Genomic DNA, 12,126 nt, shown 5'->3' with positions numbered 1-12,126 from the left:
TCCCGATGTCTCCGCACCCGATCACCGGCCACCTGCGTGGCGGCCTGGTCGGCGTGCTGGTCGGCGTGCTGGTCGGCGTGCTCGCCGTCGCCGCACACGGTGCGGCGGGTGGCGGTGCGCCGGGCTCCACCGAGCTGACGCTGCTGTTGCTGATCGCCGCCGGAGTCGGCTCGGCCGCGGGAACCGCGCGAGCGTGCCCGCGCCCGTCCGTCGTGGCCGGGCTGCTCGGCGCGGGCCAGCTGCTGAGCCACGCCGCGCTGTCGGTGCTGGTCGACCACGACCATTCCGGAACCACGGACGCCACAACGATTTCCCCGCTGCCGACCGGATGGATGCTGCTCGCGCACACCGTCGCGACGATCGGTTGCGCGGCACTGATCGTCCTCGCCGAGCGGCTTTCCGCCGCCGCCTCCGGTGCACTGCGCGTGATTCTCGCTCCGCCGCGGCGGATGCGAATCGCCGGCGCGCCGCTCTGGGCTGATCCCGGCCTACCGCCCTATCGCTGTGCTCCGCTGGGTGCGCTCGGTCCTCGCGCGCCGCCGGTGTCGGTCTGATCCTTCGACACCCATTCCTCTCGCACAGGAGACCTCAGCATGCCCAGCTCGATTTCGCGCGCCGTCACGACGACGGTCGCCACAACGGCACTCGTTCTGCTCGCGGGCGGCGCCGCCGCGGCACACGTCACGGTGGACGCGCCCGGCGCGGCGCAAGGCGGATACGCCGTCGCCACCTTCCGGGTGCCCACCGAATCGGACACCGCCAGCACCACCGCGCTCACCGTCACCCTACCCAACCTGAAATCCGCTCGGAACGAACCGATTCCGGGATGGTCGGCCAAGGTCGAACGCAACGACAAGAAGGAGATCACCGCGATCACCTGGACCGCCGATCCCGGCGCACCGGGCATTCCGCCCGGACAGTTCCAGCGTTTCGCGCTGTCCGTCGGCCCACTGCCCGCCCTGGACTCGGTGAGCTTCCCCGCCAAGCAGACCTATTCCGACGGCAAGGTGGTCAACTGGGATCAACCGGTCCAGAAGAACGGCGACGAACCGGAACATCCGGCCCCGTCGATCACCCTGGCCGCCGCGAAAGACCACGCGGACGGGCACGCGGTGAGCAGCGAAGCCGAAGACGAAGACGCCGACCACGAGGACCAGACGGCCCGCTGGCTCGGCGGGATCGGTCTGGCCCTGGGCTTGCTCGGTGTCGCGCTCGGCGTCGGCAACGTGATCCGCGGGCGGCGCGCATGAGCCGCCGCCTCCTCGCCGCCCTCGTGGCGGGACTGTTTCTGCTCGGGTTCGGCATCGCCGCAACGGGAGTCGCCGCCGCGCACTCCGCCGCGACCGGCAGCGTCCCAGAGGACAACGCGACCGTAGAGGCGGGCCCAGTCCGCGCCAGCGTCACGTTCAACGAGGAACTCCAGCCCAGCTTCCCGTCGCTCACCGTCGTCGGACCGGACGGCAATCTGTGGTCCAAGGGCGATCCGGTGATCGAGGGCAAGACGGTAAGCGTCGCCGTAGGCGAGCTGGGCCCGGTCGGCGAATACACCATCGCCTATCGGGTGACCTCGGCCGACGGCCACCCGGTCAGCGGCAAACGGCACTTCACGCTGGGCAAGCCGGGCAACGGCACGCCGGGGCCGAAGCCGAACGCGAAGGCGAACGACAGCTCGGACGGCTCGGACGGGATCCCGCTGTGGGTGTTCGTCGTCGGCGCGGTCGTGTTGGTCGGCGGCGGGCTCGCGTTCGCCTTGTTCGGCGGCAGGAGCCGCGACCAGAAGCGGTGAGCGACGTGAAGACCGGCGGCCGGGACGGCGCTCGGCGCGCCCCCGGCCGGATGCCATGGCCTGCGGTGTTGCTGACCTTCCCGGCCGGGCTGCTTGGCGTCGTACTCGCCTGGGTCCTGATCCTTCCTGGACCGCTGCCGGGGGAGGCCGTGGTCCGGGTGGTCGCGGACGGTGTCGGGGCCACCGCGCTCGGGTTGGCCGCGCTGCCCAGAGTGGCGCCGCGCTCGCGGACACCGTGGCGGCTGCTCGCGGTGCTCGCCGGCATCTGGGCGGTGGCCGAATTCGCCGTGCTGGTCTTCGAGGCCGCGGAGGTGGTCGGCGTTCCGGTGAGCCGACTCGGCGCCGGAGAGTTCGGCACCTATCTGGTCGACGTCAGCGGCGGGCAGGTCGGGATCGCGATCCTGGTCGGCGTCGCGACGGTGGCCGGTGGATCGGCGCTGGCCTTCCGGCGGCCCGAGTCGGCCTCCGCCGATCTGGTGCTGGTGTTCGCGGCGGTCGCGCTGGCGTTGCGGCCGATCACCGGGCACATGTCGCAACAGGCGTTCGGGTCGGTTCTCGCCGCGGTGCACGCGTTGGCGGCGGGCGCCTGGTTCGGGTTGCTGGTCGCGCTGGCGCTGGTCGTGCGGACCCGCGGCGAGTGGGCGGCCGTGCTGCCCAGGTATTCGGCGGTGGCGCTGCCCCTGGTGGCGGTCGTGGCGGTGACTGGGCTGCTCAACGGGCTGATCCGGGTCGGTGGGGTGGCTCCGTTCGTCAGCACCGGTTACGGCCGGATTCTGCTCGCCAAGACCGTGGTGCTGCTCGGCTTGCTCGCGCTCGGCTGGTGGTGGCGGCGCAGTTGGGTGCCGAAGGCGGCCGACCACCGGATGGACGCGAAGGACTCGCTGCGCCGCGCGGTAGCCGAGGTGGTCGTGATGGCGCTCGCCTTCGGCCTCGCCGCGACCCTCGCGGTAACAGCCTGAGCCGCGGCTCCGCGTCCCGGTTGTGCGGTACCTCCGCCTTCGCTCCGGCCATGCGCGGGCCGAGGACAGACTGCGTCCGAGCGCACCCGTTAAGGTCTGCGCATGACCGAAGTGAAGATCGTCGAGGATTGCGTGGCCTCGGCGGAGTCCGCGTTCGCCTACGTGAACGACTACCGGAACCTGTCGCGGTTCCTGCACGGTATCCAGTCCTTCACCCCGGTCGGGGAGCAGACCGAAGGCGTCGGCGCCACCTTCGACGGGCACATGAAACTGGGGCCCGCCTCGCTGAAGTCGCGGATCCGAGTGATCCGCTGGGAGAGGGACTTCGCCATCGGCGTCGAGTCCATCAAGGGTTTCGACGTCGAATCCACCTTCTTGTTCCACGCCAAGGGCGACAGGTTGTGCACGGTCGACGCGATCGTGGACTTCCGGGTGCCAGGCGGCTTGGCGGGACGGGCCCTCGGCAAGACCATCGAGCCGTTCGTCAAGATCGCCGTGCAGCACACCACCCACAACCTCGTCACCCAGATAGCGGCGTTCCACGCGCGCTCTGTTTGATTTGCCGCGACTTCGGCTCGGGCTGCCACCGGTTGTCGGACCGTAGGTGGGGCTCGGGCTGCCACCGGTTGTCGGACCGTAGGTGGGGCTCGGGCTGTCATGCTGGAGGGGTGAGTGCTACACCCTCGGTCGGACAGCGGATCGGTTATATCTTCGGCAGGACCCTGCCGGAATCGATGTCCGATTGGGTGCGGGAGGATCTGGTCGGGCCGGGCGCTACGCGGCGTTACCTGCTGCGGTTTCTGGTGCCGGTGCTTCCGGTGCTCATGCTGTTCCTGTTGCTGCCCGGCCCCCTGTGGATGGGTCTGGCGATGATGGCGCTGTTGTACATCCCGCTGATCTACTTCACCGTGGCGCTGCTGTACGTCTACCGGCGCCATCGGCTGATCAAGCACGGTCTCGACCCCGCGCTCGCGGATGCCGACGCCCGCCGCCGGGGCGAGCGTGAGCGGCTGGAGTACGAGCGCCGACACGGACGTGGATGACCCGCATCGAGACCTGGCGGTGCCTTATACCACAGGCATAGCCTGGAGGCATGAAAACCCCCACGTTGACGCAGCGGATCGCCTACGATCTCGGCCGCGAGCTCCCCGAGGAGCTGCACGAGTGGGTTACCCACGACCTCGTCGGACACGGGGCCATGGAACGCTATCTCGTCCGCTTCATCGGGCCGATCATCCCGTTCTTCGCCCTGGTACTGCTGTTCCCCGGGCCGATGCCGCTGAAGATCGGCTTGATCGTGATGATGATCGTTCCGCTGATCGTCTTCACGGTCGCGCTGAGTTACGTCTGGCGCCGCTTCCGCTTGGTCCAGCACGGCCTGAACCCCGACCTGGTCGACCACGGAAAGTGCACCGAACACGACCGCGACCTGTACGAACTGCGCTACGGCCACAGATAACGCCGCCGCCCCCAGAAGTAACGCGCCGATCGACCACGCGCGAGGGCAGCCGACGCCCATCGACCGAAGCCTGACGCTCGGACGCGAGCCATAGGGGGGCCGCAAACACCCAGCGCCGCAGGCGCTGGAAAATGAACGCCATGACGGAATCGCAGAATGTAATCGCCACCGCAGATCTGGCCGACGAGATCGGCCCGGAGATCCGCAGCTGCGACACGCAGTTCATCCAGTTCGGCGGGCGGGCGGCATTCTCCGGACGCATCACCACGATCCGTTGCTTCCAGGACAATCTGCTGGTCAAGCAGACGCTCGGCGAGCCGGGCGACGGCAAGGTACTGGTGGTGGACGGCGGTGCGAGCGTGCACACGGCGCTGGTCGGCGACATCATCGCCGGGCGCGGCGTGGAGAACGGCTGGGCGGGCGTCATCGTCAACGGCGCCGTTCGCGACTCCGCCATCCTGCGCACCCTGGACATCGGCATCAAGGCGCTGGGCACCAACCCACGCAAGAGCACCCAGACCGGCAGCGGCGACCGCGATGTACCGGTCGAGTTCGGCGGGGTCACCTTCGTCCCCGGCGACATGCTCTACAGCGACCACGACGGCATCGTGGTACGCGCCGAGGATTGAGCCGGTGCGGCGGCGCGCCCGAATCCGCCCGTTCGCCGCGACCCGGCGGCGATCAGGCGGACACGATCGCCTTGTGACCGGCGAGCGCGACCACATCACCGATGTGCAGTTGCCGCCCGCGCCGCAGTTCCACCTCGTCGTTCACCCGCACCAATCCGGCGGCGATCACCGTCTTCGCCTCCGAACCCGAATCGATCAGGTTGGCCAGCTTCAGAAACTGGCCGAGCCGAATAACGTCGTCATCGATCGGTACTTCGACTGGTTCCGACATGGGGTAAATACTTACTACCCCATCCGAACTCGCCGAACACCGCCCCAGGTCCCCAGCGATCTCCGGGCAACTATGCCGCACTCCCGCTCCGCGCAGAAATCGGAACGTCTCTACCGTATGCAACGAATTCACACCGATTTGGTCGGCCGCTCCGCCCAGGTCAGCGCGGAATCACAAAAGTTCGTCGTCGAGCCTTCTCGGCGGCGAACACGCCGCGCTCGAGTCCGGACCGTACAAACACCGCACAAACACGCGCGCCGCAGGCTTGGCAAATCCGACACACTCACGTACACACTGGTTCCGTGACCTCCACGCAAGCCCAGCAACACCTCGACACCGCACCACCGGCGGATAAACCGACTCCGCCGGTTCCACACCGTGGTCATGGCCGACTTTCGGAAGTGCCGCATATCGCGGGTTTGACGCTCGGTGTATTCGCGGTGCTGTGCTTCCTGTGGAGCCTCTCGCCCGCGCTGCGTTTCCTGACCCAGGTGCCGCGCCGCTATATCGATACCTATTACTTCGACGCGCCGGACACGAACCTGATGTGGGCGCTGGTGGTCGGGCTGACGGCCGGCGCGATCACCAGCCGCAAACGGATCGCCTGGTGGTTGCTGATCGGCTATCTCGCGATCTACACGGTGGTCAACGCCATGGCCTTCGCCGAGCGCGGCAGTATTCACGCGCTGGTGGCGATGGTGGTGCACCTAGCCGTGATCGGCGTGCTCATCGCGGCATGGCCGGAGTTCTACACCAAGGTGCGCCGCGGCGCCGGGTGGAAAGCGCTCGGCGTGCTGGTCGGTGGACTGGCGATCGGCGCGCTGCTGGGGTGGGGACTCGTGGAAATGTTCCCCGGCAGTCTTCCGCCGGGCCTGCAGCGGCCTGGGTGGGCGATCTACCGGGTGACCGCGGCGGTGCTGGCGGACAACGAGCACTTCGACGGACATCCACGACCGTTCGTCAACTTCCTGCTCGGCCTGTTCGGCGCTGTCGCGCTGCTGGCCGCGGTGGTCATCCTGCTGCGCTCGCAGCGGGCGGCGAACGCGATGACCGGCACCGACGAGTCGGCGCTGCGCGGACTGCTGGAGCGCTCGGACGTGGAGGATTCGCTCGGCTACTTCGCCACCCGCCGGGACAAGGGGGTGGTGTTCGCGCCGAGCGGCAAGGCGGCGGTGACCTATCGGGTGGAACTGGGCGTCTCCCTGGCCAGTGGTGACCCGATCGGCATCCGCGAGGCATGGCCGCAGGCCATCGATGCCTGGCTGCGGGAGGCCGATCAGTTCGGTTGGGCGCCCGCGGTGATGGGCGCGAGCGAGGTCGGGGCGACGGCGTACCGGCGGGCGGGTCTTTCCGCGCTGCGCCTCGGTGACGAAGCCATTCTGGATACCAGGAACTTCTCGCTGGCCGGACCCGAGATGAAGCCGGTGCGTCAGGCCGCCAACCGGCTGCGCAAGCACGGTGTCGTGGTCCGCATCCGCAGGCATCGCGATATCCCCGCCGAAGAGTTCCGCAGGATCATCGCCCGCGCCGATGCCTGGCGCGACACCGAGACCGAGCGCGGATTCTCCATGGCGCTGGGCAGGCTGGGCGATGCGCTGGACGGCGACTGCTTGCTGGTCGAGGCCGTCAATCCGCAGGACCGGGTGCTCGGCATGCTGTCGCTGGTGCCGTGGGGCCGCACCGGCGTCTCGCTGGAGCTGATGCGCCGCGACCCCGGGGGTCCCAACGGCGTGATGGAGCTGATGATCTCGCAGCTCGCGCTGCATTCCGAGCTGTACGGCATCACCAAGGTGTCGCTGAACTTCGCGGTGTTCCGCTCGGTGTTCGAGGAGGGCGGCCGGATCGGAGCCGGTCCCGTGCTGCGCTTGTGGCGCGGCGTGCTGCTGTTCTTCTCCCGCTGGTGGCAGTTGGAGGCGCTGTATCGCTCGAATGTGAAGTATCAGCCGCACTGGGTGCCCCGGTTCTTCCTGTTCGAAGATCGCAGGCACCTCCCCCGCGTCGCGATGGCCAGCGCGCTGGCGGAGGGCTTCCTGCCCCGGTTCGGCAAGGAGCCGGACACCGCGATCCACACCGGCGAACATGTCGCGGTGCCCGCCACCGTGACGGGCCTGCACACCGACGGCAGCGCGCCGGATATCCCCGAGCACGAGAGTGCGGAGCAGTTGCCACGCAGACCTGAACAGGTTCGCGTGCGCATGGACAAACTGGCGCGGCTGACGGATTCCGGCATAGATCCCTATCCCGTCGCCTACCCGCCGACGCACACCGTCGCCGATGCGCGGCGTTCCCCGCGCGGCACCACGGTCCGGGTCTGCGGCAGGTTGCTGCGCATCCGCGACTACGGCGGCGTGATCTTCGCGGTGGTCCGCGACTGGACCGACGACATCCAACTCGTCATCGATCGCGACCGGGTCGGCGCCTCCCGAAGCGCCGAGTTCGGCGAGTTCTTCGATCTGGGCGACCTGATCGAGGTGAGCGGTCAGATCGGGGCCAGCAGGCGCGGTGAGCTGTCGCTGCTCGCGGCGGACTGGCGGATGCTGGGCAAATGCCTGCACCCGCTACCGGACAAGTGGAAGGGACTGGCCGATCCCGAGGCCAGGGTGCGGCAGCGCTACGTCGACATGGCGATCAACACCGAGATCCGCGAGGTGCTGGCCAAACGGAGCGCGGTGATGCGCTCGCTGCGGGACTCGCTGAACTCCCTGGGTTACCTGGAAGTGGAGACGCCGATCCTGCAACAGGTGCACGGCGGCGCCAACGCCACGCCGTTCCTCACCCACATCAACGCCTACGACCTCGACCTGTACCTGCGCATCGCCCCCGAGCTGTATCTGAAGCGGCTGTGCGTCGGCGGAATGGAGAAGGTGTTCGAGATCGGGCGCACCTTCCGCAACGAGGGCGTCGACTTCAGCCACAATCCCGAGTTCACCATTCTCGAGGCCTATGAGGCGCACAGCGACTACGAGCGCATGATGCACACCTGCCGACGGCTGATCCAGAACGCCGCGATCGCGGCCAACGGCGCCATGGTGGCCCTGCGGCCCCGTGGCGACGGGACCTTCGAGGAGGTGGACATCTCCGGCGAGTGGCGGGTGCGGACGGTGCACGGCGCGGTGTCGGAGGCGATCGGTACGGAGATCACACCCGAGACCGAGGTCGAGGAGTTGCGCCAACTGTGCGAAAAGGCCGAGGTGCCCTGTCAGCACGGCTGGGACGCCGGACAGGTGGTGCTGGAGATGTACGAGCACTTGGTCGAATCCCACACCCAGGAGCCGACTTTCTACATAAACTTCCCGACTTCGGTGTCCCCGTTGACCAGACAGCACCGCAGCATCCCGGGCGTGACCGAGCGCTGGGACCTGGTCGCCTGGGGTGTCGAACTCGGCACCGCCTACAGCGAACTCACCGATCCCGTGGAGCAGCGCCGCAGGCTCACCGAGCAGTCACTGCTCGCGGCCAACGGTGATCCCGAGGCGATGGAGCTCGACGAGGACTTCTTACAGGCGCTCGAGCACGCCATGCCGCCGACCGGCGGGCTCGGCATGGGCGTGGACCGGATCGTCATGCTGATCACCGGACGCAGCATCCGCGAGACACTGCCGTTCCCCTTGGTGAAACCACGCTGACCGAGCCTTCGTCCTGGAAGGATCCTCATCGAACGAATCGGACCGCTACCCTTGGAGATTCGGCCCCGGGAGGAGGCCGCGACACCGAAGGGGTTCGGATATGTACCTTGATCTGCTGACGAACGCGAGTCTGCTGGACCACACCGTATGGGCCAGCCCCGACACCTGGAACTCCGCGCTCGAGTTGGCCGCCAAAAAGAAGAAGAGCAGGGGCGGCGGCGGCCTGATCATCGGCGCACTCTGCTGCCTGCTGGTGGTCGCCCTGATCATCGGCGGCATCTACCTGCTGACCAAGCGCAGGAAGAACAACTAACGACAGACACCGACGGCCCGGCTTCGCGATACGAACCGTGCCGTCGTCGCTGTGGTCTCAGGCGCGCTCGGATGCCGATTCCGTCGCCACTGGCGGCTCTTGGCCGGGTCGGCCAACCGAGCCGTACCGACCTTTTCTACAACCGATCGGTCTCGGTGAGATCGATATCCAGATCGAACGGCACGGTCAGCTTCAGGCGATCGTGGTGAATTCCGGTAAGCGCGTACGTCTTCGTGGCCGGATCCAGTTCGTACACGTAGACGACGGGGCGGCCATCCACGTTCTCCACTCGCCAGAAGTGAGCGATGCCCGCGCGGGCATAGAGTTGCGGCTTCCGCTCGCGATCCCGGGTGCGGGATTCCGCCGACACCACCTCGACTGCCAAGACGACGTCATCGGCGAGATAGGAGGTGAGTTCGGGACCGCCGTCACGGTCGGCGTGGATGACGACCAGGTCGGGTTCCGGACGCTGGTCCCGCCCGAGCGTCACTGTCATTTCCCGCCGCACCCGAAGGTGCGCCGGGGCGAAATGGCGGAGCACGGAGTCGAGCAGCGTGATCACCAACATGTGGAACTTCGCCTGCGGACTCACGAAGACGAGACTCCCGTCGATCAGCTCGGTGTGCGGGGGAAGGTCTGGCAGGCGATCGAGATCCTCGGCGACGAACCCGCCCGGCGGCGGGCGCAGCCACTGCGGAAACGGCTCGACGGTCATGGTTCGAGTATGTCACCCCTGGTGGGCCGGACGAAGGGTCGATGGGGCCGGATGGAGTGGGCCAAGGGTATGCGGCAGAGTGGGGTGGGTGCAGTTGATTCTCGTTCGCCATGCCCAGCCGGTCCGGATGCTGACTTCGGGTGGGCCCGCCGATCCGGAGTTGGCCCCGGTAGGGCTGGAGCAGGCCGAGCGGGTGCCCGCGGCGCTCGGCCATCACCGGATCTCCCGGGTGGTGAGCAGCCCGCAGCGCCGGGCTCGGGAGACGGCGGCGCCGACCGCCACGAAACTGGGGCTCGGTGTCGATGTCGTCGACGACCTCGCCGAATACGATCGCGATCTACCGGCCTACATTCCCATCGAGGACGCGAAGGTCGAATTCCGCGACGCCTATGACCGGATCAAGGCCGGGCATCTTCCGGTGCAGGTGGACGGTGCGGCATTCAAGGCCAGGGTGTACGCCGCGGTCGCCGATATCGTCGCGGCCACCGATCCGGCCGACACTGTCGTCGCGTTCGCGCACGGCGGTGTGATCAACGTGCTGCTGCAAGAGGTCCTCGAGCTGGAGAGGCCGCTGACCTTCCCCATCGACTACTGCTCGATCACCCGCATCCTGTTCTCCCGCACGGGGCGCCGCACGGCCGCCACCGTCAACGAGAACGGGCACGTCTGGGACCTGTTGCCCCGCAATATCGCCTCGAGCTGAGCACTCACAGAGGATTGCCAGGCCGACCGCACCGGTGTCCCAGTCACGGGAGGTCCCTACGTTTTCGGTGCCTGCTCAGACCATGCCGGCGATCCGCTGATCGCCACGCGCTGAGTTATTCACAGCCGATTGCCAGGCCCGTCGCACCGATGTCCCAGTGACCGAACCTTCGATAGGACCGGTGAGCCGCTGCCGAACGGCGACTCACGGTTCGAGAGAAAGGAATTCCGTGTCGCTCTCCAAAACCGCTACGCCGCTGCGGCGTCTGGCCGGGGTCGCCGCGGCCGGTGCGCTGATCACCGTCCCGCTCGCGGCCCTCGCGGCGACCGCGTCCGCCGAAACCACCGCCGACCAGGCGCAGATCCAGCTAGTGGACGCGCCGCAGCAGGGCACCGACATCGACGGCGGCCCTCGTCATTTCGAACGTTTCGAACGGCACGACGGGCCGGACTGTGGGCCGGACAACGGCCCGTGGCGGGATGGCCCGCGGCAGAAGCACTTCTTCCATGTGCTTCCGCCCACCGGGTCCAGTTAGACCCTCCGGCCGCATCGAAAAGGGCCCACTTCCGAGTTTCGGAGGTGGGCCCTGTGGTTTCGGTGCCAGGTCAGGCCATGCCCGCGATCCAGTTGTGCATCCAGGAGATGGCCGTCTGGCCGCCACCCACCGGGTAGCTGCCGTACAGGGTATGCGCCTGCGACTTGTAGAAACGCTCCAGGTCCTTGACTCGCTGCTCGTTGGCCGAGTCGGTCAGCTGCGCCTGCAGGACCGGGACACCGCCCGAACTCATCAGATCGCCGAAGATGTTGCCCGCCTCGATCTGGTAGCGCCACATGTTGGCCGGATTGGCGTCCGACGCCTGGGCGAGGAAACCGGCGAACCGTGTGACGAAGTCCTCGGTCGCGGTGGCGCAGTAGAGGTCGTCGAGCGCGCAGATGGTGCGGGTGCGGTCACTGATCCAGCCGAAGCCGCCGACACGGGGACCACCGGCGCCCGCTCCCGGCGCGACCGGGCCGACCTGGATGTCGGTGGGCGAACGACGCGGATCGGAGATCAGGCCCACGCCGGCGATGCGGTCGGGCGGCACGACACCGAGGCCGGTGCCGATCTCGGCGGCGAGGTCACCGGCGGCGTCCGCGCCCTGGCTGTAGCCGACCAGCGCGATCTTGGTCGCACCGCACTGCTGCGCCATGTTCGCGATCAGGCCACGCGCGTTGTCGACCGCTTCCTTCTTGGAGTTGCCGTAAACCTCGCCCTCCCAGGGAAAGGCGGTCGCGGCATAGGTCACGTAGTCGACCTCCGCGGAGGACGGTAGGCCACGGGTGACACCGGACAGCATACCCGGCTGCGGGTTCTTTTCGTGCCCGGTCTCCCAGGTACCCGGGATCGCCACCACGTACAGGCTCGGGCAGCCGGGGGCGGCGTTCGCCGAACCGCTACCGAGAACCAATCCGGACATCACGGTCGCGGACGCACCCAGAGCCGCGACGACCTTCTTCCACTGCATACCGCTCCAAACCTCGCCCTCGTCGACTTCCCGCCGAGTTGCCGCGTCAATGCTGAACGCACTGGATGTCGTTCCAGTGCACGCCGGGTGAACAGAAGTCACCCGACCGGATGAGGTGCGCTCATAACCACATCCCAAGATCAGCAGTACGCCGGAGATC

At 67.9% G+C, this 12,126-nt stretch carries 15 protein-coding genes; 12 read left to right on the top strand and 3 right to left on the bottom strand.

Annotated features, from left to right (window positions below; translation table 11 throughout):
* The first annotated feature begins 5 nt into the window (after window positions 1-5).
* The 8 genes from ACL03I_RS30595 (at window position 6) to rraA (ending at window position 4,833) form a co-directional block, all read left to right on the top strand.
* On the top strand, window positions 6-554 hold the full coding sequence (locus tag ACL03I_RS30595) for a hypothetical protein (RefSeq protein WP_412807577.1): 549 nt from the start codon (window positions 6-8) through the stop codon (window positions 552-554).
* Window positions 555-593: 39 nt separating this feature from the next.
* Window positions 594-1,250 (top strand): YcnI family protein, encoded by a 657-nt coding sequence (locus ACL03I_RS30590; RefSeq protein WP_355073313.1) that lies wholly within the window; start codon window positions 594-596, stop codon window positions 1,248-1,250.
* Entirely contained in the window at window positions 1,247-1,786 is a 540-nt protein-coding gene (locus tag ACL03I_RS30585) for a copper resistance CopC family protein (RefSeq protein WP_412807576.1), read from the top strand. The genes ACL03I_RS30590 and ACL03I_RS30585 overlap by 4 nt, the downstream gene beginning before the upstream one ends.
* 50 nt (window positions 1,787-1,836) lie before the next feature.
* A complete protein-coding gene (locus ACL03I_RS30580; protein WP_412807586.1) occupies window positions 1,837-2,745 on the top strand; it encodes a CopD family protein in 909 nt (302 codons plus the stop codon).
* 102 nt (window positions 2,746-2,847) lie between these two features.
* On the top strand, window positions 2,848-3,303 hold the full coding sequence (locus tag ACL03I_RS30575) for an SRPBCC family protein (RefSeq protein ID WP_355073317.1): 456 nt from the start codon (window positions 2,848-2,850) through the stop codon (window positions 3,301-3,303).
* A 110-nt stretch (window positions 3,304-3,413) separates the two neighbouring features.
* Window positions 3,414-3,788, top strand: a complete 375-nt coding sequence (locus ACL03I_RS30570) for a DUF5313 family protein (protein WP_355073318.1) — start codon at window positions 3,414-3,416, stop codon at window positions 3,786-3,788.
* Between the two features lie 50 nt (window positions 3,789-3,838).
* Window positions 3,839-4,204 carry a DUF5313 family protein gene (locus ACL03I_RS30565; protein WP_355073320.1) on the top strand — a complete coding sequence of 122 codons (366 nt, stop codon included), beginning with the start codon at window positions 3,839-3,841 and terminating at the stop codon, window positions 4,202-4,204.
* A 140-nt stretch (window positions 4,205-4,344) separates the two neighbouring features.
* Window positions 4,345-4,833 carry a ribonuclease E activity regulator RraA gene (gene rraA, locus ACL03I_RS30560; protein ID WP_355073321.1) on the top strand — a complete coding sequence of 163 codons (489 nt, stop codon included), beginning with the start codon at window positions 4,345-4,347 and terminating at the stop codon, window positions 4,831-4,833.
* Between the two features lie 52 nt (window positions 4,834-4,885).
* Here rraA and ACL03I_RS30555 read toward each other — a convergent pair whose 3' ends face one another.
* On the bottom strand, window positions 4,886-5,104 hold the full coding sequence (locus ACL03I_RS30555; protein WP_039794186.1) for an RNA-binding S4 domain-containing protein: 219 nt from the start codon (window positions 5,102-5,104) through the stop codon (window positions 4,886-4,888).
* A 302-nt stretch (window positions 5,105-5,406) separates the two neighbouring features.
* Between ACL03I_RS30555 and lysX the strand changes: the two genes are divergently transcribed.
* Both lysX and ACL03I_RS30545 read left to right on the top strand, forming a co-directional pair.
* Complete coding sequence (gene lysX / locus ACL03I_RS30550; RefSeq protein WP_355073323.1) at window positions 5,407-8,730, top strand: bifunctional lysylphosphatidylglycerol synthetase/lysine--tRNA ligase LysX; 3,324 nt, start codon at window positions 5,407-5,409, stop codon at window positions 8,728-8,730.
* Between the two features lie 100 nt (window positions 8,731-8,830).
* The gene (locus ACL03I_RS30545; protein ID WP_355073325.1) at window positions 8,831-9,043 is read left to right on the top strand and encodes a hypothetical protein; all 213 of its coding nucleotides are present in this window, start codon (window positions 8,831-8,833) and stop codon (window positions 9,041-9,043) included.
* Between the two features lie 136 nt (window positions 9,044-9,179).
* Here the strand turns inward: ACL03I_RS30545 and ACL03I_RS30540 are convergent, their stop codons facing one another.
* A complete protein-coding gene (locus tag ACL03I_RS30540) occupies window positions 9,180-9,758 on the bottom strand; it encodes a Uma2 family endonuclease (RefSeq protein WP_355073326.1) in 579 nt (192 codons plus the stop codon).
* An 88-nt stretch (window positions 9,759-9,846) separates the two neighbouring features.
* Between ACL03I_RS30540 and ACL03I_RS30535 the strand changes: the two genes are divergently transcribed.
* Both ACL03I_RS30535 and ACL03I_RS30530 read left to right on the top strand, forming a co-directional pair.
* Window positions 9,847-10,461, top strand: a complete 615-nt coding sequence (locus tag ACL03I_RS30535; protein WP_364434063.1) for a histidine phosphatase family protein — start codon at window positions 9,847-9,849, stop codon at window positions 10,459-10,461.
* Between the two features lie 229 nt (window positions 10,462-10,690).
* Window positions 10,691-10,996, top strand: a complete 306-nt coding sequence (locus ACL03I_RS30530) for a hypothetical protein (protein ID WP_355073329.1) — start codon at window positions 10,691-10,693, stop codon at window positions 10,994-10,996.
* 70 nt (window positions 10,997-11,066) lie between these two features.
* Here the strand turns inward: ACL03I_RS30530 and ACL03I_RS30525 are convergent, their stop codons facing one another.
* Window positions 11,067-11,966, bottom strand: a complete 900-nt coding sequence (locus ACL03I_RS30525; protein ID WP_355073331.1) for a cutinase family protein — start codon at window positions 11,964-11,966, stop codon at window positions 11,067-11,069.
* Window positions 11,967-12,126: the final 160 nt, after the last annotated feature.

The sequence above is a fragment of the Nocardia sichangensis genome, from assembly GCF_047200615.1.
Lineage (GTDB): Bacteria > Actinomycetota > Actinomycetes > Mycobacteriales > Mycobacteriaceae > Nocardia > Nocardia sichangensis.
This window is presented reverse-complemented; position numbering and strand designations above follow the sequence as displayed.

What these genes read in the sequence shown, in the direction of transcription:
- ACL03I_RS30595 (WP_412807577.1), top strand. Translation starts at nt 6, where the DNA reads ATGTCTCCGCACCCGATCACCGGCCACCTGCGTGGCGGCCTGGTCGGC.
- ACL03I_RS30590 (WP_355073313.1), top strand. Translation starts at nt 594, where the DNA reads ATGCCCAGCTCGATTTCGCGCGCCGTCACGACGACGGTCGCCACAACG.
- ACL03I_RS30585 (WP_412807576.1), top strand. Translation starts at nt 1,247, where the DNA reads ATGAGCCGCCGCCTCCTCGCCGCCCTCGTGGCGGGACTGTTTCTGCTC.
- ACL03I_RS30580 (WP_412807586.1), top strand. Translation starts at nt 1,837, where the DNA reads ATGCCATGGCCTGCGGTGTTGCTGACCTTCCCGGCCGGGCTGCTTGGC.
- ACL03I_RS30575 (WP_355073317.1), top strand. Translation starts at nt 2,848, where the DNA reads ATGACCGAAGTGAAGATCGTCGAGGATTGCGTGGCCTCGGCGGAGTCC.
- ACL03I_RS30565 (WP_355073320.1), top strand. Translation starts at nt 3,839, where the DNA reads ATGAAAACCCCCACGTTGACGCAGCGGATCGCCTACGATCTCGGCCGC.
- rraA (WP_355073321.1), top strand. Translation starts at nt 4,345, where the DNA reads ATGACGGAATCGCAGAATGTAATCGCCACCGCAGATCTGGCCGACGAG.
- ACL03I_RS30555 (WP_039794186.1), bottom strand. Translation starts at nt 5,104, where the DNA reads ATGTCGGAACCAGTCGAAGTACCGATCGATGACGACGTTATTCGGCTC.
- ACL03I_RS30545 (WP_355073325.1), top strand. Translation starts at nt 8,831, where the DNA reads ATGTACCTTGATCTGCTGACGAACGCGAGTCTGCTGGACCACACCGTA.
- ACL03I_RS30540 (WP_355073326.1), bottom strand. Translation starts at nt 9,758, where the DNA reads ATGACCGTCGAGCCGTTTCCGCAGTGGCTGCGCCCGCCGCCGGGCGGG.
- ACL03I_RS30525 (WP_355073331.1), bottom strand. Translation starts at nt 11,966, where the DNA reads ATGCAGTGGAAGAAGGTCGTCGCGGCTCTGGGTGCGTCCGCGACCGTG.